Consider the following 22,951-nt stretch of genomic DNA (forward strand, 5'->3'; position numbering starts at 1 on the left):
GGTCCGGTCTGGTGATGCCGGACTAGCCGACTCGTTGGATGGCCTGGAAGCGGTCGACTGCTACCTGGACCGCTGCCTGGCGTGCCTCCGCGACCTCGGTCTCGGTGAGGGTGCGGTCCGGCGCTCGGAACCGGAGAGCGAAGGCGAGCGACTTCTTGCCTTCGCCGATCTGCTCGCCGGTGTACAGGTCGAACAGCCGGATCGACTCCAGCAGCTCGCCCGCGCCCTCGACCAGCGCGGCCTCCACCTCGTCGGCAGGAACGTCGGCCGCGACGATCAACGCCACGTCCTCCTTCGCCACCGGATACGACGAGAACGGCGTCGCCGTGACCGACTGCGGACCGGCCGCGATCAACGCATCGAGGTCGAGCTCGATGGCACCCGCCCGCGCCGGCAAACCGAACGCCTGGCAGACCTTCGGATGCAACTCACCCGCATGCCCGATCACCTTGCCGTCAACCGACACCTCGGCACACCGACCCGGGTGCCACGGAGCCAGCTCGACATTGCGCAACTGAGCCTCGACACCAACGGCGGCAGTCACAGTCCTGGCAATCTGTACTGCGTCCGACCACGTCGACTGCTGCCCCTTGCCCCACCAGCCCGTCGGCGTCCGGCTCCCCGTCAGCACGACGCCGAGATGCAACGGCTGCACCGGCAACGCGTCGTACAGGGCCTGGATCTCTTCCTCGCTCGGCCGGTGCTCGACCGACGGCAACGGCGCCGGCTTCGCGTCGGGCCGCGGCAGGAACACCAACCCGGTCTGGAAGATCGCGAGGTCGGACGACCCACGTCCGACGTTCCGCTCGGCCGTCCGCAGCAACGTCGGCAGCAACGTCGTCTGCATGAACGGCTCTTCGTCCGAGATCGGATTGACCAGCTTCACCGTCGTACGCCGTACGTCGTCCGCCGGCACCCCCATCGCGTCGAAGTCCGCATCCCCGACGAACGGGTAGGACACAACCTCGGTCAGCCCAGCCCCGACGAGCGCAGTAGCAATCCGCCGCCGACGCCGCTGCGAGTTGGTGAGCCCCTTGCCACCCGGAGCCTTCGGCAACACCGACGGCACGTTGTCGAACCCGAACAGCCGAATAACCTCTTCAGCAAAGTCATTAGGGTCCCGCAGATCCGGCCGCCACGACGGCGGCGTCACCACCAGCACGTCGGTCCCACCCGGGACCGCGCCCTCGGCCGCGTCGGCACCGACCGCCAACGGCGCGAGCGCCGCCACTCCGTTGCCCTTGGCAACTACGCAGCCGACCGACGCGAGGTTGGCGATCGTCTCGTCGACCGTGATCGGCGCGCCCGAGACGCGGACCGGGTGATCGGCCCGGATCGCCACCCGCTTCGGAAGGAGGTGGGTGTCGATGACTGTTTCGTCCGGCTGGATGGTGCCGCCGGCTAGTTCGGCCAGGAGGTTGGCTACTCGCTGCGCGGCGTAGCGCGGGAGTTCCGGGTCGACCTCGCGTTCGAAGCGGCGTGATGCCTCCGAGGAGAGCTTGTGCCGGCGCGACGAGCGGGCGATCACGATCGGGTCGAAGTGCGCCGCCTCGATCACCACGTCGGTGGTCGACTCGGAGATCTCGGTCGACGCGCCACCCATCACACCGGCCACGCCGATCGGACCGGAGTCGTCGGTGATCAGCAGGTCCTCGACATCCAGCTCACGCGTCTGGTCGTCCAGCGTCATCAGCTTCTCGCCGGCCGACGCCCGCCGTACGACGATATCGCCGCTCAGCCGGTCCTTGTCGTACCCGTGGATCGGCTGCCCCAGTTCGAGCATCACGTAGTTGGTGACGTCGACACCGATCGAGATCGGCCGCATCCCCGCCATCACCAGCCGCTGCTGCAACCAGCGCGGCGACGGCGCCTTCGGATCGATCCCGGTCACCGTCCGGGTGACGAACACGCTGCAAGCCTGTGCGTCCTCGATCCGCACCGGATAGCCGTTGGTCCCAGAGCCCGTTAGCTCGAGCGCGGCCGGATCCTTGAGCTGCACGCCGTACGCCGTAGCTGCCTCGCGGGCGACACCACGGATCGACAAGCAGTACCCGCGGTCCGGCGTGACGGCGATGTCGAGCACGTCGTCGCGCAAACCGAGCAGCTCGATCGCGTCGTCACCCACGGTCGCCTCGCCCGGCTCCAGTACGACGATGCCGTGCGTACCGTCGTCGCCCAGGCCCAGCTCGGCCGATGAGCAGATCATCCCGTTGGAGACGTGCCCGTAGGTCTTGCGCGCGGAGATCGCGAACCCGCCCGGCAGCACCGCACCCGGCAGGACGACGACGACCAGGTCGCCGACCTCGAAGTTGCTCGCGCCGCAGACGACCCACTGCGGCTCGTCCTTGCCGATGTCGAGCGAACACCAGCGGATCGTCTTGCCGTTCTTCTGCGGCTCCGGCTCGTAGCTGAGCACCTTGCCGACGACCAGCGGCCCGGTCATCCCGGCGCCGGCCTCGTCGACCGTCTCCACCTCGAGCCCGGCACGAACCAGCTTCTCGCCGACCTGGCGACCGGTCACGCCGGCGGGCAGTTCGACGTACTCACGAAGCCATGACAGTGGGACCCGCATCAGATCTCCATCCCGAACTGGCGGCTGAACCGCACATCACCCTCGACCATGTCGCGCATGTCCTCGACCCCGTTGCGGAACATCAGCGTCCGCTCCAGGCCCATCCCGAACGCGAACCCGGAGTACCGGTCGGTGTCGATGCCGCACGCCTGCAGGACGCGGGGGTTGACGACACCGCAGCCGCCCCACTCGATCCAGCCCTCGCTGCCACAGGTGCGGCACGGGCGATCCGGGTTGCCGACTGACGCACCGCGGCAGACGAAGCACTTGAGGTCCACCTCGGCCGACGGCTCGGTGAACGGGAAGAAGTTCGGTCGCAGGCGGGCTTCGAGGCCCTCGCCGAACATCGAGACGACGAAGTGGTCCAGAGTGCCCTTGAGGTGCGCGAGCGTGATGCCTTCGTCCACCACCAGGCCCTCGACCTGGTAGAAGACCGGCGTGTGCGTCGCGTCCAGCTCGTCGGTGCGGAACACGCGGCCGGGGCAGATCACGTAGATCGGCGGCTTGCGGGTCAGCATCGATCGCGCCTGCACCGGCGACGTGTGCGTCCGCAGTACGGTCCCGGCACCAGCCGGCTCGACGAAGAAGGTGTCCTGCATCTGCCGCGCCGGGTGGTCCGGCTGGAAGTTGAGCGCGTCGAAGTTGAGCCACTCGGCCTCGACCTCGGGCCCCTCGGCGACATCCCAGCCGAGGGCGGTGAAGACGTCCGCGACCTGCTCGGAGATCAGGCTGAGCGGATGGCGTGCGCCGAGCTGCGGGGTGTGCCACGGCAGCGTCACGTCGACGCGCTCGGTGGCGAGCATCCGCTCCTCGTGCTCGGCCTCCAAGATGGCGAGCCGGGCTGCGTAGGCGTCATTGATCGCCTTCCGCGCCGAACCGATCCGCTGCCCGGCCTCCTTGCGACCCTGCGGCGGGAGCGCACCGATCTCCCGGTTCGCCAGCGCGATCGGCGACCGGTCGCCGAGGTGAGCCAGCTTCGCCTCCTGCAACGCCGCCAGATCGGCCGCCTTCGCGAAGGCATCAAGAGCCTCGTCGCGCGTCCGTTCGACCTCATCGGCATGCAGAGGCGTCACCTCGACCGGGTCGTAGTTCTTATTGGGACCGGACATGGCTCTCTTCCCGGGGTCGCTGATCTGAACAAACTGCTGCCCGCAGTCTAGGAACCCGCAGCCCCTCAGCGTGAATCGGTTGTCCACAGGCACCCAATCAAGCAACCTTGGACACCAAGTCGGAGGCTTGAACACTGCATCGGGGCTTCGGACAGGCAATACCTTGTCCGAAGCCCCGACACGGTGTCCGGAGACACCAACGATCCCCGTAACTACGGGCGCAGGCCGAACCAGGGTTCTTTGGCTAGTTCGGTTCGGAGGACTTGCTGGTCGGTCGGGTCGGCGACGTGGGTGGTCAGTTCGATGGCTTTGGCCAGTTCGGCGCGGGCGGAAGGTAGGTCACCGGTAGCCGCGAGGGCGCGGGCGAGGGCTTCGCGGGCGAAGGGCTCGTCCCAGTCGGACATCTGGCTGGGGTGGGCGTGGATCACCTCGAGGCAGCGACGGGCGTGATGTAAGCCGAGCTGACCTCGTCCGATCCGGAGCGCCGCGCGGGCGATCAGGTGTTCGCCGCGGGCGTGGTTCGCCTCGTTGCCGGCTTCGAGCCAGTGCAGGCAGGCCGCGAACGCGCCGTACAGCAGCCTCTCCTGGTCCTCCCGCGGGCTGGTCTCGTCGATCTGCTCCATCAGGTCCCAGGTCTCGTTGTTGAGCTCGACCCCGAAGTACCGGTGCAGTTCTCTGCCCTCGACCAGCTCGGTCGCGACCTTCTCCATCAGCTCGCTCCAGCCGGGCAACCCGTACTCGCGAGCAATGGTCAGCTGCGCGTCCCGCAAGGTGAACGCGTCCAAGGGCCCTTCGGCGTACGCCGGGTGGTGGGCCCGGACGCGCTCGACCGCATCCGGGCGCGCCTTCGTGACGGCCTTGCGGAGGTCCTTGGCCCGCGCGCGAAGCTGACTCAGGCTGGGCTTGGCGGGCAGGGGTGTGGTGGTCATCTGCGAATCCTTCCGGGACTGCCCGCTCCGCTGAACCGGGCCGCCCCGAAGGGTTCGTCGGCCACACGGTTGCTCAGATCTACCCAGGTGCACTCGGTGCTTGCCGCGGAGAAGAGGCGCCCTGGCGCGCGCTGCCCCAACGCTGACATGCCACCACGGCTCCCGTCAACGCACAGCCGGTACGCCGGCCTCCCGGCGTACCGGCTCGCTTGATCAGGAGTCTGTGGAGACCTCGGCGAACTCGGGAGTCGGCTCCGCGGCAGGGCGCCGACGGGGCAGGGCAACGATGGCGACGACGGCCCCGGCGGCTGCACCGATGGCACCGGCCGTCATTGCGATGGACATCGCATCCGTGAAGGCGCTCCGAGCCGCTGCGACAAAGTCCGTACCGAGGGCAAGCGTGTCGGCGATCGACTTCCGCGCACCCTCCGGCACCGAATCCGGTAGCGACGATGAGTACGCACCAGCAAGAACACTGCCCAGTACTGCGACCGACAGCGCCGCCCCCGCCTGCTGCACGGTGTCGTTCATCGCCGATCCGACGCCCCGGTGCTCCGCCGGCACCGACTGCATCAGCAACGTGTACGCCGCCGGCCCGGCCAATCCGCCGCCGACACCCATCACCAGCAACCCAGCAATCAGCAGCCCATACCCACTGGAAGCACCGACCTGCGCCAAGATCCCGAACCCGGCCGCGATGATCACCAACCCGCCCGCGATCAGCGTCCGGTCGGCCAGCTTCTTCCCGAGCGTCGCGCCGAGACCGTTGAAGAGCATGGCCGACGCGGCGTACGGAATGAGCGCAAGGCCCGCCTTCAACGGGCTGTACCCGAGCACGAACTGCAGGTACTGCGTCAGTGCCAGCAGCAACCCACCGGCGGTGAAGGACAACAGCACGATCGAGAAACTGGTTCCGCTGAAATTCCGGTCCTTGAAGAGCGCCAACGGCACCATCGGGTGCTCGCTCCGCCGCTCCCACAACGCGAACGCGGTCATCCCCGCCACCCCGACCAGCAACCCGCCGAGCACCTTCGCCGAGAAGAATCCGTCCGCCGGGATGGAGATGATCGCCCAGACCAGTGCCGTCATCCCGACCATCGACAGCACCGCGCCGCCCGGGTCGACAGCGCGCGCCGGGCCGCGGGACTCCGGGATCAGCGCGACCGCACCGATGATCGCGACCACCGCGATCGGCACGTTCAGCAGGAAGATCGAACCCCACCAGAAGTGTTCGAGGAGCACGCCGCCGACGGTCGGACCGGCGATCACCCCGACCATCGCGACCATCGACCAACCGGCCATCGCCTTGCGCTGCTCCTCCGGCGGGAACACCGTGAACAGCAACGACAGGGTGCTCGGCATCAGCAGCGATCCGCCGACGCCCATCAGCGCGCGGCAGCCGATCAGCTGCCATGGATTCTCGGCGAGGGTGGCCAGCAGCGACGCCAATCCGAACAGCACCAGCCCGACCAGCAGCACCTTCCGCCTGCCGAATCGGTCGGACAGGCTGCCCGCAGTCAGCAGCAGTCCGGCGAACGCCAGGATGTAGGCGTCGATGATCCACTGCACATCGGCCGGGGTCGCGGACAGGTCGCGCATCAGGGACGGGATCGCCAGGTTGAGGACGGTGTTGTCGACCACCAGCACCAACAGGGCGAGACACAGAATCAGCAGGATCCACCAGCGTCGCGGATGACCGGTCGCCGTGGACTCGTACGGTGTACTAGTCACTCGCACACTGTACGACAAGACTCGCACAGTGTTCCAGTGAATTGGTTAGGCTGGGCGCATGAAGGAATCGATCTGGACCCGGAAACCAGCCGCGGCCCCGGCGCGGGAGACCCTCACCCGGGAGCAGATCACCAAGGCCGCGATGACGACGCTCGACGCCGAGGGCCTGGCCGGACTGAGCATCCGTAAGCTGGCCGCCAAGCTCGGCTCGGGCGCAACCAGTCTGTACTGGCACGTGCCGACCAAGGACGATCTGATCGACCTGCTGATCGACGAGGTCTGGGGCGAGATCGACGTACCGGATCCGTCCCTGGCCGGCTGGCGCAACGGCGCTCTGCTGTTCGGGCACAGCCTGCGCGCGGCCGTGCTCCGGCATCATTGGATGCCCGACGTGATGTACCACCGGCCGAGCATCGGGCCGAACGCGATGGCGATGGGGTCCCGCGGCCTGGTCCTGTTCGGCGCGGCCGGCTTCACCGGCAAGGATCTCGACTACGCGATGGGCAGCGTGATGGCCTACACCCTCGGGACCGCCAGCGCCGAGGTCGCGACCCGCGAGATCACCAGCAGGTCGGGGCGCTCACTGACCGAGTGGGCGGGCGAGGTGATCCAGCAGGCCGAAGCCGTCGCCGACCCCACCATGCGCGAAGCCTTGAACCGCCGGGTCGCCCGCGACATCGACACGACCTTCAGCGAGCCCTTCGCGTTCGGACTCGAAGCCCTCCTGGACGGCCTCGAAACCCGCGTCGAGAAGTAGCCCAGCCGCTGCGACGGCGTTTCAGAAGGTGCGACGGTGTTTCAGTCCGTACGCCGTTGCGCGCGAGCCGAGGCGTAGAGGCAGACGGCTGCCGCGGTGGCGAGGTTGAGTGACTCGGCTCGCCCGTAGATCGGAACCTTCACCGAGCGGTCGACGATCGCGTCGAAGCCGTCCGGAAGCCCATGCGCTTCATTGCCGAAGAGCCAGACCGACGGTTTCGCGAGGGTGCCGTCGTCGATGCATTCGTCGAGATCCGAGCTGCCGTAGCCGTCGGCGGCGAGCACCTGGAGTCCCTGCTCGCGCCAGGACTTGGCGGCGGTGACGATATCGGCCTCGACCGTGATCGGCAGGTGGAACAGGCTGCCCACACTCGCCCGGACAGCCTTCGGATTGTGCGGATCGACCGACTCCGCGGACAGTACGACGGCATCCGCGCCGGCCGCGTCCGCAGTACGGATCAAGGTGCCGACGTTGCCGGGGTCCCGCACCTGGACGCCGACGGCCACCAACCGCGCAGTACGGCGTACTGCTTCTTCCAGCGCGACGTCGACCAAGGTGCAGATGGCCACGACGCCTTGGGAGGTGACGGTCTCACTCAGTACTTCGATCGCCGCGCGATTCACGTCGTACCACGGGACGTCGGCGAACTGGGCCAGGTCGCGCAGATCCCGGTGTCGGGTGGCGACGTCGGGCTCCGCGTAGACCTCGACGACCAGCTCGCGGTGTTCGAGGGCTTCCCGAACGGCCTGCGGACCCTCGACGAGGAAGCGCCCCGACTTGCGCCGGAACGCACGAGTGGCGAGCCTCCGGGCCTGTTTGATCCGCACGGATTGCGCGGTCAGCAGACCTGGGCTCGCCACTTCGGTGCTTGCTCGAGAGATCGCTGCGGCTCAGGCCGCGGCGTCGCTCTTGGCGTTCACGTCGGCCGGCAGGGCCGCCTTCGCCAGCGCGACCAGCGCCGAGAACGCCGGCGCGTCGTTGACGGCCAGGTCGGCGAGGATCTTGCGGTCGACCTCGACCTCGGCCAGGCGAAGACCCTGGATGAGGCGGTTGTAGGTCAGGCCCTCCGCGCGGGACGCAGCGTTGATGCGCTGGATCCACAGCTTGCGGAAGTCGCCCTTGCGCGCCTTGCGGTCACGGTAGGCGTAGACGAGCGAGTGGGTGACCTGCTCCTTCGCCTTGCGGTAAAGCCGCGAGCGCTGGCCGCGGTAACCGCTGGCCTGCTCGAGTACGACCCGGCGCTTCTTGTGGGCGTTGACTGCCCGCTTCACGCGTGCCATGAGGTGTTACTCCTTGTATTTCTGCGCCGAGAGAAGTCGTCCACCCGGCGGGGTGTTCGGGGTGGGGGAGGGCAGCTCAGATGCCGAGCAGCTTCTTGAACTTCTTGGCGTGCGTCGGCGAGACCTCGATGGTGCCGGCCAGCCGGCGGGTGCGGCGGCTCGACTTCTCCTCGAGCTTGTGGCGACGGCCGGTGCGCTCGCGCAGCAGCTTGCCCGAACCCGTGACCCGGACGCGCTTCTTGGCACCCGAGTGGGTCTTCATCTTCGGCATGGCTATGTACTCCTGGTCTCTTTCGTTGACTCGACCGGTGCTGTTGCTCCGGCTGCGATGCGTTTCGACCTCGCCGCCGGAGCGACGCGTCACTCCGGGTCGAGGTTGTCTGCCGGACCCTTGGGCTTCTTGGTGGCCCCGGCTGCCTTCTCGGCCTCGTACTGCTTCAGTTGCTCGGCACGCTCGATCCGCTCGGCCTCTTGCTCGGCCTCGTGCTCCGCGAGCTTCTTGGCCTTCTCGGCTTCCACGTCCACGCGCGCCTCGGACTTCTTCTTGTGCGGTCCGAGCACCATGATCATGTTCCGGCCGTCCTGACGCGGCGAGGACTCGACGAAGCCGAGCTCACTGACGTCTTCGGCCAGCCGCTGCAGCAGCCGGAACCCCAGCTCGGGGCGGGACTGCTCGCGACCGCGGAACATGATCGTGATCTTGACCTTGTCACCGGCACGCAGGAACCGGACGACGTGACCCTTTTTGGTCTCGTAGTCGTGCGGGTCGATCTTCGGCCGCAGCTTCATCTCTTTGATGACGGTGTTGGTCTGGTTCCGGCGGGACTCGCGCGCCTTCTGCGCGGTCTCGTACTTGTACTTGCCGAAATCCATCAGCTTGCAGACCGGCGGACGTGCCGTGGCCGCAACCTCGACCAGGTCGAGATCGGCTTCCTGTGCCAACCGCAGTGCGTCCTCGATCCGGACGATGCCTACCTGCTCACCGTTCGGTCCGACCAGTCGCACCTCGGGAACGCGGATGCGCTCGTTGACGCGCAGTTCAATGGTGATGGGTCCTCCTGGGTTGTTCGTATTCTGAGTACCACCTCGTGACCGCCCGAGGTCACTTCCGCCGGAAACAGCAAAAGGCCCTCGTGCGTCCACACGAAGGCCCAATTCCCAGATCAGCAGCGGTGCAGCCCCGGTCACCCGAAGTACGCCGTACGATCACCGTTTTTCCGTTCCCTCGCGGGACCGGTAAACCGGCGTTGACCGGGACCCGCCGACTCTTCATCGACTGGGTGGGAGGTGGCCCTCCGCTTAGACTCGAACCATCGGCAGCCCTCGAGTATTCCGCTCAGGGGTCACCGGTGGACCGGGTCGGTCGCCGTGCAAGAGTAGCAGCATGACCGACCCCATCTCCACTTCACCCGAAACCACCCCTGCCGGCCCCGCTGCCGAGGGCCCGGCCGAGCACCGGGTGGATCCGATGTCGACCGTTTCGCGCGACATCGCCGAAGTACCCAGTGTGGAGATCATCTCGACCGCCGCCCTGCACCTGATGAGCGCCGCCGCGGTTAACCTCGGCCTCGCCGAGGACCTCCCCGAACACAAGGACCTCGACGAGGCGCGGTCGTTGATCGACGCCCTGGCCGGCCTCCTCGACGCCGCCGCCCCCAGCCTCGGCCACCACCACGCGGCCCCCTTGCGCGACGGCCTCCGCTCCCTCCAACTCGCCTTCAAGGAAGCCTCGACGATCCCCGACGAGCCCGGCACCGCCCCCGGCGAGAAATACACCGGCGAAGTCCACCCCGCAGCCACCCGCCGTCGCTGACCCTCCCCGTACTCCGAACGGCCCGCCCGCGCCGCCCACCTTCCATCGGCCGCCGCGGCATCCGCCCTGAACCCCAAACCCACCGCGCCCAGACACCCCCAGGCTGCCTCATCCCCCTAATCCGCTCAAGAATCTCGGGGGCCGTTGTCCCGACCGACAGGAAGTAGCCGAGGGCAACTAGTGAACCGGAGCGCAACCCGGCGGCGCGTGTACACCGTCTCGAGGTGCACTACCTGTCGGTCCGGACATCAAACCCTAACAACCATCTGCGGGCACCTCCCGTACTACGAAGCGCTCAGGTGGCTGGGCTTCGGCGCTGTTAGCTTGGCCTCATGTCCGTCGTCTATATGCCGTATCACCTGGACGACCATCTGACTCGGCTCGATCTGCCGATGCCGGACGGCTTCATGGAGTTCTCGGCCGACCTGCCGGATGCGGACGTCTGGACTCGGATGGCGGCTCTGTACGACGCAGTCGGCGACACCACTCGGCAAGCTTTTGAGGCGGACTCCAGCGTCACCGTCGTATCCGGTGACTGCACGCTGGCGATCGGCATGGTGGCTGGCCTGCAGCGGGCGGGGCTGGATCCGTCGGTTGTCTGGGTAGACGCTCACGGCGACCTGCAGTCCTTGGAAACAACGGAATCCGGTTACCTCGGCGGCATGGCTCTGCGTCTGCTTCTCGGCTACCGGCCCGACTACATCGCCGACCGTCTCGCCCTGCGACCGCCCGCGCCCGAGCGCGTTCTGCTCGTCGAAGCGCGAGACCTGGACCAAGCCGAAGCCGACTACCTCGCCTCAACCGGCCTGAAGCGAACGCCACTGCCCGCCCTCTCGCCCGACGACCTCCCACCGGGCCCGCTGATCGTCAACTTCGACTTGGACGTCGTCGACCCGGAAGCACTTCCCGGTCTCCGCTTCCCCGCCCCCAACGGACCCGACATCGAGACCGTCCTCCAAGCCGCCGACACCATCCTCAACACCGGACGGGTGGCAGTACTCAACATCGCCTGCACCTGGGACCCCGGCCCCGACGCTCCCGGCGAACCCCGCAAGCAGCTCATCTCCAGCATCCTGGCAAGCCGGACAGCCAACCCGTACAGACCGTAAGCGTCATCGGAGCGAGTGCTTCGGCGACGCTTACGGACAGTGGGTGATCAGGATCCTTCGGTCACCGGGTAGATCTCGTCGGCGACGAGGCCGTGGGCCTCGCGATGGACGGTGATCGCCGCCTCGGCGTCCGGCGCCTCGACGAGGCAGAAGACCTTTCCTTCCTGCTCGTTCGCCCAGTAGTGCAAGTACTTCACGCCGTACTCGTCCTGCGTCTTCAGATCGGCGGCGTGGGCATCGGCGACGTCCTGCAAGGTCGCGCCCTCGGGCAGATTCTGGTGTACGTCCATGAACAGTGCCATGACAGTTCCCTCCCTGGATCTTCGAGCCACCCCCAGCAGGCTCACGCTGTGTCATCATCAGTTTCATGGCCGACCCAGGTCTGCACCATGACCGTTCCGCCGCACTCGATGACCGAGAAGCCACGCTCGCGCGGGCGCTGGCCAGGCTGCGCCTCGAGGGCGCGATCTTCCTCCGCGGCGAGTATTCAGAACCCTGGGCCTACGAGTCGCTGCCACCCCAGGACGCGGTCGCCGTATTGTCGCCGGGCGCCGGCCGGGTGATCCTCTTCCATGTCGTGGCGGCCGGCCGCACCTGGATCGAGACTCTCGACGGCGAACGGCACTGGGCCGCCGAGGGCGACGTGATCGTCCTCCCGTACGGCGACAGCCATCGGATGGGCGGCACCGAACCGGCCGTCTGCGTCTCGGTGTCCAGCCTGATCGATCCGCCGCCGTGGCAACGGATGCCGGTCATCCAGCACGGCTCAGGTGGTGCGGAGACGCACCTGGTCTGCGGCTACCTCGCCTGCGACGATCCCCTCTTCGACCCGCGGACCCGAGCCCTGCCGCGGGTATTCGTCGTCCGCCCGGACGGTGCCGCCCGACCGTGGGTCCGGGCAAGCATCGAGTACGCCGTACAGCAAACCGCCCTCGTTCGACCGGACCACTTCGAGGCGCCGACCCGGATCCCCGAACTGCTCTTGGCCGAGGTACTGCGAATCCACCTCGCGGACTCCCCCGCGACCGAGACCGGTTGGCTGCAGGCGTTGCGCGATCCGGTACTGGCACCGGCCCTGGCCGCGATGCACGCTTCGCCAGAGCACAAGTGGACGCTGCTGGAGCTGGCTCGTGCCGCCCAGGTGTCCGTCTCACTCCTCGACGAGCGCTTCCGTTCGGTGCTTGGCCTGGCACCGATCCGCTACCTCACCGGCTGGCGCATGCACCTAGCGACCGACCTCCTCCGCTCCACCGACCTCGGCGTCGCCACCGTGGCCCGCCGCGTCGGCTACGAGTCCGAAGAAGCCTTCAGCCGCGCCTTCAAACGCGAACTAGGCAACGCCCCCACCCCCTGGCGCCTCACCCACACCTCCACCTGATCGAGTCAGCGTTCACTCATCTCAGCAAAGAAGTCGAGCAGGCCTTGGGGGCTTTGGGGATTGAAGCAGAGGGCTAGGCCTTGGGCTGATTGGTTGGCTGCTGTTGTGCTGCGGGGGAAGAGGGCAGCCTCGTACTGCGTGAGTGCGTCTTCCGGGCGAGCCGGGTTGGCGACGATGGCGAGGGCTAGTTCGGCGCCGTCTTGTAGTGCCAGGTTGGCGCCTTCGCCGGCGAAGGGGGACATCAGGTGGGCCGCGTCGCCGAGGAGGGTGACGCCGGGGATCCGGTCCCATTGGTGACCGACGGGGAGGGCATGGATCGGGCGGGGTACCAGCGCGCCGTCGGCCTCGGTGATGATGCCGTGGAAGTCCTCGTGCCAATCCGCGAAGTGCTCAACCAGTGCAGCCTTGGCCTTGTCCGTGTCGGCGAAGTCGATCTCACCCGAGGTGGACCAGCCCTCGTCCGTCAGCAGCGCGGCATAGACATGCAGCGAGCCGTCGGGGTTCCGGTGCCCGAGCATCCCCTTGCTGTCGCCGAGCGCGAACATCATTCCGCCACCGACCAACTCGGCTGCGCGAGGATGGCGGCGATCGGCGTCTTCAAGGCTTAGTTCAACGAACGACAAACCGGCGTACAGAGGTTTCGCGGCGGAGACCAGCGGCCGCACCTTCGACCAGGCGCCGTCCGCGCCGATCAGCAGGTCGGTGGTGAAACTGTTGCCGTCGGCAAGCGTTACCTCGTGCCGGCCGTCCGCGAGCCTCGTGGCCCCGACCACCTTCGCGCCCCACCGAACCGTTCCTTCAGGCAATGAACCAAGCAAAAGATCACGCAGCGAACGACGGTGGACCTCGGGCCGGTCGTCATCCCGATCGTCCTCGTCCGCCGCGAGCCGCACGGTGGCGTGCTTGTCCAGCACCCGCGTCGCCTCGCCGCCCGGCATCACGAGGTCGCGGAACTCGTCGTACAGACCCGCTGCCCGGAGCGCGGCCTGGCCGGATTCGACATGGATGTCGAGCATGCCGCCCTGGGTGCGTGCGGTCGGCGAGGCGTCCAGGTCGAAGACGGCAGCCTCGAAGCTGTTGACGTGCAGAACACGAGCGAGCATGAGCCCGCCGAGTCCCGCACCGATGATCGCGATCGGGTAGTGGGTCATTTCGCTTCTCCTTCAGGCAGTGGGGTGCTCAGCACTCCGTTGATCAAGACGCGAAACCCCCACGCCAACCGCGCCTTCCCCGGCCCGGCCAGCAGGTCGGTCCCGTGCGCTGCGAGCTGCGGATAGGACTCCGCGGAAACATTCCGTATGACGTTTGCCAGCGCAGCCCATTCCTCGCCGGGCGCGACCGTCTTCTTCGTTCGCGGATCCGGAGCCGAATGCTCGGCAGCGGACGCGGTGGCGAAGCCCAGCAGGATGTCGATCCCCCAGCCCGCCTGCCCCTTGGGCACATCACCCTCGTCGAGCAGGGCGAGCAGAGCTTCGATCAGTTTCAGGTAATGCTCCCCCGACGGCCTAGCCACCATGGCGGACTGCGCCAATCCCGGGTACGCAAAAAGCACTTCGGCGTACGACGTGAGCACGCGCTCGAGTCGGTCCCGCCAATCACCCTTCGCCGTCACCGGGCTGAGGTCGACAGCGCCCAGCAACTCCTCGAGCACGGCCGCGTGCAGCTCATCGGTATTGCGCACGTAGACGTACAGCGACGCCGCCCCCGTATCGAGCTCCTGCGCCAACCGCCGCATCGTCACCCGCGCCAGCCCCTCGGCCTGCACCAACCCGACCGCCGTCGCGACGATCCCCGCCCGCGACAACGCCGCCTTGGCCGGCCGCTCCCGCCGACTCCGCGGCCCCACCTTCTCCTCAGCCATCTCCCAGCACTTCCTCTCGCCTGTCTCCACACCCTAACGAACATGTTCGTTACGAACAAGTTCGTTAGGTCACAAAAGACCGAGCGGCCCGGTCGGGGGGAATGACCGGGCCGCTCGGAGAAGGTGGATCTAGGCGAAGACCTTCAGTTCGTAGATTCGGGCTGCTGGGTCGGTGCCTTGGGTGGGGGTGGTGATGTTGAGGCGGACGTAGCGGGCCGTCACGCCGGTGAGGGCGTGGGTGGTGACTGCGGCGGTGTTGTTGGTGACGGTGGCGCGGGTGGTCCAGGTCGAGGCGTCGGTCGAGGTCTGGAGGGTGAAGGCGCGGGTGTTGTACGACGCCGACTCACCGCCGGCCGAGGCGTGGGAGATTTCTACACTGCCAAGACTTTGCGATGAACCAAGGTCCACCTGAAGGAACTTCGTGGCGGCCAACGAGCAGAACTTGTCGGAGTTGCCGCCGGAGACCGAGCCGTTGACCGCCTTGGCCGGGCCTTCGGTGGTCGCGCAGGCAGCCGATCCGGTCGCGGCTTTGTTCAAGGCTAAGTTCACCGGACCGGTCGAACCGGACATCGCGGACGTCATCTCGCGAGCCCATTGCCAAGGCGCCGAGGTGCCGCCCGGGTCGGAATTGAAGTACTCCCAGCCGTCGACGCCACCGAATGTCGGGTACTTCGCCACCAGTGCACCGAGCGTCGACTTCAACGTGGGAAGCGAAACATATCCGCTGCAGTTGGCCGAGTTCGTCACCACTCCGGCCACCACCTTCGCCGGGGTGAACAGGCCGCGGTTGATGATGTTGTCGTAGCCGGTCGTGTTCGCCATCGAGCCCCAGCCGCAGTAGAACTGCGCGTTGTACCAGTCGATCTTGGCGCCGCGATCGCGCTCGAGCGTCTCGTAGTTGAAGCCGGACAGGTTCCCGCCGCCGGTCAGCGCCGGCGCGACCGGCGCCAGCGTGATGATGAAGCCGGTCCCGAAGTCGGTGGTGAGCTGGTCGATCAACCGGTTGATCCCGGCCTGCGACATGCTCTCCTCGACATCCAGGTCGAGCCCATCCAGCCCGTACGTCGTGACCAGGTTCTTCAAGCGCGGGTAATAAGTGTTGAAGTCGGTGTCGAGTCGCTGGAAGCTGCCCTGCGCGGCACCGCCGACGAAGGCGGACACCTTGACGCCGACCGCCTGCATCGCATGCAGGTCGGCCCACATCTGGGTGAACTTGGCCGCGTCCGGCGGGTCGTCATTGAGATGCACGACGTCCGGGTCGAGGTGGATCGCACCGACCAGGACATTCGTGACGCCGGTGTTGTTGTCGGTCAACGCCTTCGGCGACACATAGACGCCATTGACGTACTGGGTCTGGTAATAGACGACGACTCGTTTGCTGTCGGCCGTCGTACCGGCCTGGGCCGTTCCGGTGGAGAGCAGCGCGGCGCCGAGAAGCGCTGCCGCCGCAAGGGCGATTGTCTTACGCAACATGACGGAACTCCTTGCAATGGGCGGATTGCAATGCGTACTTACCCCTTCACGGCGCCCTCCTCGACGCCCTTGAAGAAGAATCGCTGGCAGACGGCGAACACGATCACGATCGGGATGAACGCGATCATCGTGCCCGCGGCGATCAGCCGGGGGTTGTTGCTGAAGGTTCCGGACAGGTACTGCAGACCGACCGTCAGGGTGTACTTGTCCGGATCGGTCAGCACGATCAGCGGCCAGAGGAAGTCGTCCCAGGCGCCGATGAAGGCGAAGATCGCCACCACGCTGATCGTTCCGCGCACCGACGGCAGCCCGATGTAGACGAACCGCTGCCACACGTTCGCGCCGTCCACCACAGCGGCCTGGTCGACCTCGATCGGCAGCGAGCGGAACGCGTTGAACATCAGCAGTACGTTCAGCGCGCCGATCATCCCCGGCAGCGCCACGCCGACCAGCGTGTTCGCCAGCCCGAGCTCCCGCACGGTCACGTACTGCGAAATGATCGTCACCTCACCCGGCAGCACCAGCGTCGCGAGGAACAGCCCGAGCACGATCCGGCGGAACCGGAACTGCAAGCGCGACAAGGCGAAGCCGGCCAGCGACGAGCCGACGATGTTGCCCCCGACAACCAGTACGGCGACCAGCAGCGAGTTCTTCATGTAGTCCCAGACCGGGATGGTGTCCGCGACCTCGCCGTAGTGCGACAGCGTCGGCTGGGCCGGCAGCAGCCGCGGGATCCGGGTGTAGATGTCCTCCCCGGATCCCTTCAGCGAGGTGGACAGCTGCCAGAGGAACGGCCCGATCGTGATCAGCAGGACGAACACCAGGAGCAGGTAGCGGACCACCTTCTCGGTCCGCGAGATCGAGTTGAACCCGAACGATCCACGCCGCCGCGGCTTCGGCGTACCGGCTTGCGTTGGTACTTCGACCGGGCGGGCCGGATCGGTCACGAGACTCATGCCTCGGCCCCCTGCCGGTTGAGCCGGGCCAGCACCAGCATCGGTACGACGGTGACGAAGAACAGCACGATCGACAGCGCCGACGCGTAGCCGAGATTGCCTTCGAAACCCTGGCTGTACTGCTGGATCAGCATCACCACCGAGTTGTCCCGGCCGCCGGGGCCACCCTTGCCGCCGGACAGGATGAACAGCTCGGAGAAGACCCGCAGCGCCGACACCGAGATCAGGATCGAGATCAGCACCATCGTCCCGCGGACACCCGGGATCGTGACGTTGAGGAACCGCCGGAACGCCGACGCCCCGTCCACGGCGGCCGCCTCGTGCAGCTCACGACCGACGTTCCCGAGGGCGGCCAGGTAGATGATCATGTAGTACCCGAGGCCCTTCCAGATCGTCAGACTGATTGCGCTGAGCAACAACAGCCACTGGTCGCTGAGGAACGGCAGTGGCCCGGAGATCACGCCGAGCTTCTCGGCCAGGCCGTTGACCAGGCCGCGATCGTCGAGGATCCACTGCCAGATCAGCGCCACCACGACGGCCGAGGCCACCACCGGGGTGTAGAACGCGGTCCGGAAGAAGGTGATGCCGGGCAGCTTCTTCTCCACCAGCACGGCGAGCAGCAGCGGGAAGATCGTCAGGAACGGCAGGCAGACGACCATGTAGATCACGCTGTTCAGCAGCGCGTACCGCAGCTGCTCGTCGTGCAGCAGAGTCTCGAAGTTCTTCAGCCCGACAAAGGTGCCACCACCGATCGGCCGGGCGTTGGTGAAGGACAGGATCACGGTGTTGACCGACGGCCACAGGTTGAAGACCAGTAGCCAGACCAGCGCCGGGATGACCAGCACCCACGGGGTGAACCAACGGTGGTAGCGCATGCCTCTCCGCTTCTTCGATCCGCGCGATTACTGGGTGAGCAGCTGGTTGGCCTTCGCCACCGCGGCATCCAGGGCAGCCTTCGACGTCACCTTGCCGGAGATCGCCAGCGAGATCTGCTGGTTGATGAAGTCGTTCGTCGCACCGCTGATCACGGCCGGCTGCAGCGACTTGGCCTTGGCCAGCGAGGCGAACGCGAGCACCTTGGCGTCGGACTCCAGCGTACCGTCGGACTTCGAGAAGTACGGGTCGTTCGCCGAGGCCTTGGTGGACGGGAAGATGTTGACGATCTTCGCGAACGCCGCCTGGTTCTCGGCGTTGGTGACGAACCGGGCCAGCGCGATCGCGGCCGCCTGGTTCTTGGTCTTCGCCGAGACCGACAGCCCCTGCACGTACAGCGGCGGGGTGTCCAGCGCCGGCGACGGGACGACCTTGCCCTTCAGCGACGGGTTGTCCTTGACGAAGTCCTGGATCGCGTTGCCGCCACCGGTGGTCCAGGCGACCTTGCCCTGGGTGAAGAGCTTGGAGTTGCCCAGGTACTCCTGGGTCAGGATGTCGCGCGGCAGGTAGCCGGCCTTGTACGCCGCGGCGTACTTGTCCAGCAGGGCAACAGCTTCGGGGGTGTTGAAGGTGAAGGTCTTGCCGTCGTCGGACAGCACCTTCACGCCGGCGTTGGTGAAGTCACCGATGCCCGGCAGCCGGCTCATCAGGTATTCCTTGCCGCCGGACTTGTCGTGCATGACCTTGGCGGCCGCGAGCAGCTCGTCGAAGGTCTTCGGCGGGTTCTTCGCGTCCAGCCCGACGGCGGCGAACTTGGTCGCGTTCCAGTAGTCGATGTCGGTGTTCAGGTACCACGGGTAGCCGAAGGTGCCGGTCTGGCCCTGGTACTGGTACGCCTGTACGCCGCCCTCGACGTACTCCTCGCCCAGCTTCGGGTCGGCGGCCGCGACGTCGAGCAGCAGGTTCTGCTTGGCCAGCGGCAGCGCGAAGTCCGGCGGCAGGTTGACCACGTCGGGCAGCTGCCCGGCCGAGGCCTGGCTCAGCACCTTCTTGTCGTAGCCGTCACCGGGCTGGTCCAGCCAGGTCACCTTGGTGCCGGGGTACTTCGCCTCGAAGGCTTTGATCACGCCTTCGACGTAAGTCGTGAACTTCGGCTTCAGCGCCCAGGTCTGCAGGCTCACCTCGCCGGTCACCTTGGTGTTCGCATCCACTGTGGGCTTGCTGCCGGACGAGGTGTCGTCCGACGAACCGAGCCCGCAACCAGCAAGAGCGAGGGCCGCGACGGCAAGACCTGCCACCGCGCTGAGACGCCGACTACGCATGAGGTTCTCCTGAAGTGATAAACCGGTATAGCTCCTGCACTATCCACATCGTAGAATCCGCTGTCAAGGGGACATACTTCGTTTCCGGGGTACGTGGACCGACGAGACACCAGGTGAGGGAGGGCCGATGGCGCGACCGACGATCGCCGACATCGCCGACAAGGCAGGCGTCTCGAAAGGCGCGGTCTCGTTCGCGCTGAACGGGCGCCCCGGGGTGAGTGACGCGACCCGGGCCAGAATCCTGCAGATCGCCGAGCAGATGAGCTGGCGGCCGCACAGTGCCGCCCGCGCGCTCGGCGCTTCCCGGGTCGACTCGGTCGGGCTGGTGATCGCCCGGCCGGCCCGGACGCTCGGCGTCGAGCCGTTCTTCGCCCATCTGCTGTCCGGGCTGCAGTCCGGGCTGTCCGCGCACTCGATTTCGCTGCAACTGCTGATTGTGGAGAACACCGAGGCAGAAATCGAGGTCTACAAGCGCTGGGCCTCCGAGCACCGCGTCGACGGCGTGATCCTGGTCGACCTGACCGTGCGCGACCCGCGACTGGACGCTCTGAAATCGCTGGAGCTGCCCGCGGTGGTGATCGGTGGGCGCGGCGGCAAGGGCGCGCTCGCCTCGGTCTGGGCCGACGACCGGGACGCGATGCTGTCGATTGTGGACTACCTGGCCGCGCTCGGGCACCGCCGGATCGCGCACGTCGCCGGTACGCCGAACTTCCAGCACACCCAGCGCCGGATCCGGGCCGTTCGGGACGCGGCGCCCCGGCTCGGCCTCATCGATGCACCCTCGCTGACGACCGACTTCAGCGACGCGGAGGGTGCCGCGACCACCCGCAGGCTGCTCTCCCAGGCGGTGCGGCCAACCGCGATCGTCTACGACAGCGACGTGATGGCGGTCGCCGGACTGGGCGTCGCGATGGAGATGGGCGTCTCGGTGCCGGGCGACCTGTCGATCGTCGCCTTCGACGACTCGATCCTCACCCAGCTCATGCACCCCGCCCTCACCGCGCTGTCCCGGGACACCTTCGACTTCGGCCGGCAGGCCGCCGAGGTCCTCCTCGAAGTCATCGCCACCCCCACCGCCACCATCAACCGCCGCACCGCCGACCCGGTCCTCACCGTCCGCGAATCCACCGCTCCCCCCGCCCACTGACCTTCCCGCCGCGCTCGCACCCCAGCCACACCCACTCAGGACCTCCCCGCCGGATCCAGCGCCTTCCCTTACCATCACCTTCGCGCCGGGCTCAGCCACGATGGTTGGCATTCTGGGCTAAACCGATTTAGCATCGCTGTCATGCTCTCGGATCCCGTCACGCCCCGGTTCGGCGCGAACTACGTCCCGTCGTCCGGCTGGTTCTACAGCTGGCTCGACTACGACGGCGCGGCGGTCCGCCGGGATTTCGCCGACCTGGCCGGCCTGGGCCTCGACCACGTCCGGGTGTTCCCGATCTGGCCCTGGATCCAGCCGAACCGCGCGATCATCCGCCGGCGCGCGATCGACGACCTGCTCGACCTGATCGACGCGGCCGCGGAGTACGGGCTCGGTGTTGCGGTCGACCTCGTCCAGGGTCACCTCAGCAGCTTCGACTTCCTCCCGTCGTGGGTCCTCACCTGGCACCGTCGGAGCTTGTTCCAAGACCTGGAGGTTCGCGACGGGCTGACGTCGTACTGCGAGGCGGTGGCCGGTGCGGTGGCCACGCGTCCGAACATCTTCGCGATCACCCTCGGGAACGAGGTCAACAACCTCTGGCCGGACAGCTCGACGACTCCGGTGGCGTCGGCGAGCTGGGCGCAGGATCTTCTGGAGACCGTGAAGAAGGCGGCGCCCGACGTACTGGCGTTGCACTCGCTGTTCGACGACGCCTGGTACAAGCCGGACCACCCGTTCCACCCGGTCGACGTCGTCGATCTGGGTGAGCTGAGCACCGTCCACTCGTGGGTTTTCAACGGGGTCTCCCGAGTGGACGGCCCGCTCGGCCCCGCCACCCTCACCCACGCCGACTACCTGGTCAGCCTTGCCGCCGCCACGTCGCTCGACCCCGCGCGCCCCGTCTGGCTCCAGGAGATCGGCGTACCCGGACCCGACATCCCCGTCGATCTCCAGGCCGAATTCACCCGCCGTACCGTCGAAGCCGTCGTCCACAACCCGGCGCTCTGGGGCATCACCTGGTGGTCGTCCCATGACATCGACCGACGCCTGTTGGACTTCCCCGATCGCGAGTACGACCTCGGCCTCTTCACCGTCGACCACCAGCGCAAACCAGCCGCCGAAGCGCTGGCTTCAGTCATCGCCGACATCCGCACCAACGGCGTGACTCCCGCACCCGCCACCACCCTCACCGCCCCCATCAACCCCCGCACCCACCCCGACCGCCGCGCCGAGCTAGCCCCCGGCAGCCCCTTCCACCAAGCCTGGGTAACCGCCCGAACCACCGGCCCAGTCCACATCACCCTCCCCAGCAACTAACCTGCCTGTCCCCCGCCCACCCGACGGCACCAGCAACTAGCTGCGGGCGGCAGGGCGTGAACGCCATCTCGGAGTTCCGGACACCATCTCGGGAGCCCGGACAACTCACTCCATGTCCCCACCTCCGACAAGGTGTCCGAACCCCCGCATTTCATGTCCTGACACCGCCGCCGGTCTGTGCGCCATGTCGGGAGTCCGGTCGCCATGTCGGGACTCCGGACACCATGTCGGGACTCCGGACACCGTCTCGGGAGTCCGGACACGTCTCGGGAGTCCGGACCCCACTTCGGGGGCGCGGACAGCTCACTCCATGTCCCCACTCCCGATGGGGTGTCCCCGCCCCGAGAAGGGTGTCCGCACCCCCGCGTTCAGGTCCGCAGCGCCGCGTTCATGTCCGGACCCCCCGGGTTCATGTCCGGACCCCCCGGGTTCATGTCCGGACCCCCGGGTTCATGTCCGGACCCCCGGGTTCAGGTCCGCGATCCAACGGAGTTGTCGAAGGTCGCCACTCAGCTGCGGTCGATGAGGGACTGGATGCCGTCGAGGATTGTGGTGAGGCCGAAGTCGAGGTCGTCGTCGACGCTGTCTTCGTACTCCTGGTTGGTGTAGAGCGACAAAAGCTTGTCGTAACCAGCAGAGATCAACCGAGGCACCAGGAACTCACCAACCGCCTGAGACTCAACAGGAGCTGAATCGCTAGCCGCGAGCTGCCGGAAGAGGTTGGCATAGCTGCGAACATGCCCGTCGAACAGCACCGCGCACCCGAGCATGTCGTGCTGACTCAACCCCGTGTCGTGCAGTACGACGAGCAGGGTCTCCAACCAGTGCAGGAGATTCGGCGTGACCGGGGCGCCGCGGATAGGCACCTCCAGCAACCATGGGCGTACGGCGTACCGGTCGATCTGTGCCTGCACCCAAGCACGTGATCCCTCGCGCCACCCGCCCGCCTGCACGATCGACGCGGGCGCCCGCCCCCACGCCTGGTCGGCAACCAGCACGATCAACTCGTCCTTGGACCGTACATAGCGATACATCGCGTTCGTGCTGACCCCGAGATGCGCCGCGATCTTCTGCAGCGAGATCGCCTCGAACCCCTGACTGTCGCCGAACTCGATGCCGGTGGCCACGATCTGCTCGACGGTCAGCGCCGGCTTCGGCCCGCGACGCTGGACCGGGTACACACCCCAGGACAGCGCGAGCCCCGGCGGCAACCGCTCGCCGTCACCCGTCACCTCGCCCATGGCACTCATCCTTCCGCATTTCCCCGCCGACGTCGGTACCTCCGGGCAAAGAGTGGGCCTAGCACCACCATCGAAACGGGTCCTGA

Annotated in this window: 22 protein-coding genes; 6 read left to right on the forward strand and 16 right to left on the reverse strand. The window is 67.2% G+C overall.

Annotation, left to right across the window (positions count from 1 at the left end; all coding sequences use genetic code 11):
- Positions 1-22 precede the first annotated feature (22 nt).
- The 4 genes from pheT to ABZ004_RS32805 form a co-directional block, all read right to left on the reverse strand.
- Positions 23-2,572: a phenylalanine--tRNA ligase subunit beta gene (gene pheT, locus ABZ004_RS32790; protein WP_355685070.1), complete on the reverse strand. Its 2,550-nt coding sequence runs from the start codon at positions 2,570-2,572 to the stop codon at positions 23-25.
- A complete protein-coding gene (gene pheS / locus ABZ004_RS32795) occupies positions 2,572-3,681 on the reverse strand; it encodes a phenylalanine--tRNA ligase subunit alpha (protein ID WP_355685071.1) in 1,110 nt (369 codons plus the stop codon). Before pheS ends, pheT begins: the two co-directional genes overlap by 1 nt.
- A 212-nt stretch (positions 3,682-3,893) precedes the next feature.
- Positions 3,894-4,610 (reverse strand): hypothetical protein, encoded by a 717-nt coding sequence (locus ABZ004_RS32800; RefSeq protein ID WP_355685073.1) that lies wholly within the window; start codon positions 4,608-4,610, stop codon positions 3,894-3,896.
- Positions 4,611-4,823: 213 nt separating this feature from the next.
- Positions 4,824-6,341: an MFS transporter gene (locus tag ABZ004_RS32805; RefSeq protein WP_355685075.1), complete on the reverse strand. Its 1,518-nt coding sequence runs from the start codon at positions 6,339-6,341 to the stop codon at positions 4,824-4,826.
- A 58-nt stretch (positions 6,342-6,399) separates the two neighbouring features.
- Between ABZ004_RS32805 and ABZ004_RS32810 the strand changes: the two genes are divergently transcribed.
- Positions 6,400-7,098, forward strand: a complete 699-nt coding sequence (locus ABZ004_RS32810) for a TetR/AcrR family transcriptional regulator C-terminal domain-containing protein (RefSeq protein WP_355685077.1) — start codon at positions 6,400-6,402, stop codon at positions 7,096-7,098.
- 41 nt (positions 7,099-7,139) lie between these two features.
- On the opposite strand, the gene ABZ004_RS32815 is transcribed toward ABZ004_RS32810, so the two are convergent.
- The 4 genes from ABZ004_RS32815 to infC all read right to left on the reverse strand — a co-directional run bounded on the left by ABZ004_RS32815 (position 7,140) and on the right by infC (position 9,428).
- Positions 7,140-7,958 carry an RNA methyltransferase gene (locus ABZ004_RS32815; protein ID WP_355685079.1) on the reverse strand — a complete coding sequence of 273 codons (819 nt, stop codon included), beginning with the start codon at positions 7,956-7,958 and terminating at the stop codon, positions 7,140-7,142.
- A gap of 30 nt (positions 7,959-7,988) precedes the next feature.
- Entirely contained in the window at positions 7,989-8,378 is a 390-nt protein-coding gene (gene rplT / locus ABZ004_RS32820; RefSeq protein WP_355685080.1) for a 50S ribosomal protein L20, read from the reverse strand.
- Between the two features lie 76 nt (positions 8,379-8,454).
- Positions 8,455-8,649 carry a 50S ribosomal protein L35 gene (gene rpmI, locus ABZ004_RS32825; RefSeq protein ID WP_112243535.1) on the reverse strand — a complete coding sequence of 65 codons (195 nt, stop codon included), beginning with the start codon at positions 8,647-8,649 and terminating at the stop codon, positions 8,455-8,457.
- An 89-nt stretch (positions 8,650-8,738) separates the two neighbouring features.
- The gene (infC, locus tag ABZ004_RS32830; protein WP_112243537.1) at positions 8,739-9,428 is read right to left on the reverse strand and encodes a translation initiation factor IF-3; all 690 of its coding nucleotides are present in this window, start codon (positions 9,426-9,428) and stop codon (positions 8,739-8,741) included.
- 334 nt (positions 9,429-9,762) lie between these two features.
- On the opposite strand from infC, the gene ABZ004_RS32835 reads away from it, so the two are divergent.
- Together ABZ004_RS32835 and ABZ004_RS32840 are read left to right on the forward strand one after the other, a co-directional pair.
- Positions 9,763-10,191 carry a DUF1844 domain-containing protein gene (locus ABZ004_RS32835; RefSeq protein WP_355685082.1) on the forward strand — a complete coding sequence of 143 codons (429 nt, stop codon included), beginning with the start codon at positions 9,763-9,765 and terminating at the stop codon, positions 10,189-10,191.
- Positions 10,192-10,523: 332 nt separating this feature from the next.
- The gene (locus tag ABZ004_RS32840; RefSeq protein WP_355685084.1) at positions 10,524-11,300 is read left to right on the forward strand and encodes an arginase family protein; all 777 of its coding nucleotides are present in this window, start codon (positions 10,524-10,526) and stop codon (positions 11,298-11,300) included.
- Positions 11,301-11,347: 47 nt separating this feature from the next.
- On the opposite strand, the gene ABZ004_RS32845 is transcribed toward ABZ004_RS32840, so the two are convergent.
- A complete protein-coding gene (locus ABZ004_RS32845) occupies positions 11,348-11,602 on the reverse strand; it encodes a DUF4242 domain-containing protein (protein WP_355685085.1) in 255 nt (84 codons plus the stop codon).
- Positions 11,603-11,667: 65 nt separating this feature from the next.
- Between ABZ004_RS32845 and ABZ004_RS32850 the strand changes: the two genes are divergently transcribed.
- A complete protein-coding gene (locus tag ABZ004_RS32850) occupies positions 11,668-12,678 on the forward strand; it encodes an AraC family transcriptional regulator (protein WP_355685087.1) in 1,011 nt (336 codons plus the stop codon).
- A 5-nt stretch (positions 12,679-12,683) separates the two neighbouring features.
- On the opposite strand, the gene ABZ004_RS32855 is transcribed toward ABZ004_RS32850, so the two are convergent.
- The 6 genes from ABZ004_RS32855 to ABZ004_RS32880 all read right to left on the reverse strand — a co-directional run bounded on the left by ABZ004_RS32855 (position 12,684) and on the right by ABZ004_RS32880 (position 19,163).
- A complete protein-coding gene (locus ABZ004_RS32855; RefSeq protein ID WP_355685089.1) occupies positions 12,684-13,829 on the reverse strand; it encodes an NAD(P)/FAD-dependent oxidoreductase in 1,146 nt (381 codons plus the stop codon).
- Positions 13,826-14,539 carry a TetR/AcrR family transcriptional regulator C-terminal domain-containing protein gene (locus ABZ004_RS32860; protein ID WP_355685091.1) on the reverse strand — a complete coding sequence of 238 codons (714 nt, stop codon included), beginning with the start codon at positions 14,537-14,539 and terminating at the stop codon, positions 13,826-13,828. Before ABZ004_RS32860 ends, ABZ004_RS32855 begins: the two co-directional genes overlap by 4 nt.
- Positions 14,540-14,668: 129 nt before the next feature.
- Positions 14,669-16,012 (reverse strand): discoidin domain-containing protein, encoded by a 1,344-nt coding sequence (locus ABZ004_RS32865; RefSeq protein WP_355685093.1) that lies wholly within the window; start codon positions 16,010-16,012, stop codon positions 14,669-14,671.
- 38 nt (positions 16,013-16,050) lie between these two features.
- A complete protein-coding gene (locus ABZ004_RS32870; RefSeq protein WP_355685095.1) occupies positions 16,051-16,968 on the reverse strand; it encodes a carbohydrate ABC transporter permease in 918 nt (305 codons plus the stop codon).
- Entirely contained in the window at positions 16,965-17,843 is an 879-nt protein-coding gene (locus tag ABZ004_RS32875) for a sugar ABC transporter permease (protein ID WP_355685097.1), read from the reverse strand. Before ABZ004_RS32875 ends, ABZ004_RS32870 begins: the two co-directional genes overlap by 4 nt.
- A 27-nt stretch (positions 17,844-17,870) precedes the next feature.
- The gene (locus ABZ004_RS32880) at positions 17,871-19,163 is read right to left on the reverse strand and encodes an extracellular solute-binding protein (RefSeq protein ID WP_355685098.1); all 1,293 of its coding nucleotides are present in this window, start codon (positions 19,161-19,163) and stop codon (positions 17,871-17,873) included.
- A gap of 127 nt (positions 19,164-19,290) precedes the next feature.
- Here ABZ004_RS32880 and ABZ004_RS32885 point away from each other — a divergent pair, with 127 nt between their 5' ends.
- Both ABZ004_RS32885 and ABZ004_RS32890 read left to right on the forward strand, forming a co-directional pair.
- Positions 19,291-20,310 (forward strand): LacI family DNA-binding transcriptional regulator, encoded by a 1,020-nt coding sequence (locus ABZ004_RS32885; RefSeq protein ID WP_355685100.1) that lies wholly within the window; start codon positions 19,291-19,293, stop codon positions 20,308-20,310.
- Between the two features lie 141 nt (positions 20,311-20,451).
- A complete protein-coding gene (locus ABZ004_RS32890) occupies positions 20,452-21,624 on the forward strand; it encodes a glycosyl hydrolase (RefSeq protein WP_355685101.1) in 1,173 nt (390 codons plus the stop codon).
- A gap of 509 nt (positions 21,625-22,133) precedes the next feature.
- On the opposite strand, the gene ABZ004_RS32895 is transcribed toward ABZ004_RS32890, so the two are convergent.
- Complete coding sequence (locus ABZ004_RS32895) at positions 22,134-22,865, reverse strand: TetR/AcrR family transcriptional regulator (RefSeq protein ID WP_355685102.1); 732 nt, start codon at positions 22,863-22,865, stop codon at positions 22,134-22,136.
- Positions 22,866-22,951 lie beyond the last annotated feature (86 nt).

Source organism: Kribbella sp. NPDC006257, assembly GCF_040613535.1.
Taxonomy (GTDB): domain Bacteria; phylum Actinomycetota; class Actinomycetes; order Propionibacteriales; family Kribbellaceae; genus Kribbella.

Excerpts from the sequence above, each read along its gene's own strand:
- pheT (WP_355685070.1), bottom strand. The coding sequence starts at position 2,572 with ATGCGGGTCCCACTGTCATGGCTTCGTGAGTACGTCGAACTGCCCGCC.
- pheS (WP_355685071.1), bottom strand. The coding sequence starts at position 3,681 with ATGTCCGGTCCCAATAAGAACTACGACCCGGTCGAGGTGACGCCTCTG.
- ABZ004_RS32800 (WP_355685073.1), bottom strand. The coding sequence starts at position 4,610 with ATGACCACCACACCCCTGCCCGCCAAGCCCAGCCTGAGTCAGCTTCGC.
- ABZ004_RS32810 (WP_355685077.1), top strand. The coding sequence starts at position 6,400 with ATGAAGGAATCGATCTGGACCCGGAAACCAGCCGCGGCCCCGGCGCGG.
- rplT (WP_355685080.1), bottom strand. The coding sequence starts at position 8,378 with ATGGCACGCGTGAAGCGGGCAGTCAACGCCCACAAGAAGCGCCGGGTC.
- rpmI (WP_112243535.1), bottom strand. The coding sequence starts at position 8,649 with ATGCCGAAGATGAAGACCCACTCGGGTGCCAAGAAGCGCGTCCGGGTC.
- ABZ004_RS32835 (WP_355685082.1), top strand. The coding sequence starts at position 9,763 with ATGACCGACCCCATCTCCACTTCACCCGAAACCACCCCTGCCGGCCCC.
- ABZ004_RS32840 (WP_355685084.1), top strand. The coding sequence starts at position 10,524 with ATGTCCGTCGTCTATATGCCGTATCACCTGGACGACCATCTGACTCGG.
- ABZ004_RS32845 (WP_355685085.1), bottom strand. The coding sequence starts at position 11,602 with ATGGCACTGTTCATGGACGTACACCAGAATCTGCCCGAGGGCGCGACC.
- ABZ004_RS32850 (WP_355685087.1), top strand. The coding sequence starts at position 11,668 with ATGGCCGACCCAGGTCTGCACCATGACCGTTCCGCCGCACTCGATGAC.
- ABZ004_RS32855 (WP_355685089.1), bottom strand. The coding sequence starts at position 13,829 with ATGACCCACTACCCGATCGCGATCATCGGTGCGGGACTCGGCGGGCTC.
- ABZ004_RS32860 (WP_355685091.1), bottom strand. The coding sequence starts at position 14,539 with ATGGCTGAGGAGAAGGTGGGGCCGCGGAGTCGGCGGGAGCGGCCGGCC.
- ABZ004_RS32865 (WP_355685093.1), bottom strand. The coding sequence starts at position 16,012 with ATGTTGCGTAAGACAATCGCCCTTGCGGCGGCAGCGCTTCTCGGCGCC.
- ABZ004_RS32870 (WP_355685095.1), bottom strand. The coding sequence starts at position 16,968 with ATGAGTCTCGTGACCGATCCGGCCCGCCCGGTCGAAGTACCAACGCAA.
- ABZ004_RS32875 (WP_355685097.1), bottom strand. The coding sequence starts at position 17,843 with ATGCGCTACCACCGTTGGTTCACCCCGTGGGTGCTGGTCATCCCGGCG.
- ABZ004_RS32880 (WP_355685098.1), bottom strand. The coding sequence starts at position 19,163 with ATGCGTAGTCGGCGTCTCAGCGCGGTGGCAGGTCTTGCCGTCGCGGCC.
- ABZ004_RS32885 (WP_355685100.1), top strand. The coding sequence starts at position 19,291 with ATGGCGCGACCGACGATCGCCGACATCGCCGACAAGGCAGGCGTCTCG.
- ABZ004_RS32890 (WP_355685101.1), top strand. The coding sequence starts at position 20,452 with ATGCTCTCGGATCCCGTCACGCCCCGGTTCGGCGCGAACTACGTCCCG.
- ABZ004_RS32895 (WP_355685102.1), bottom strand. The coding sequence starts at position 22,865 with ATGGGCGAGGTGACGGGTGACGGCGAGCGGTTGCCGCCGGGGCTCGCG.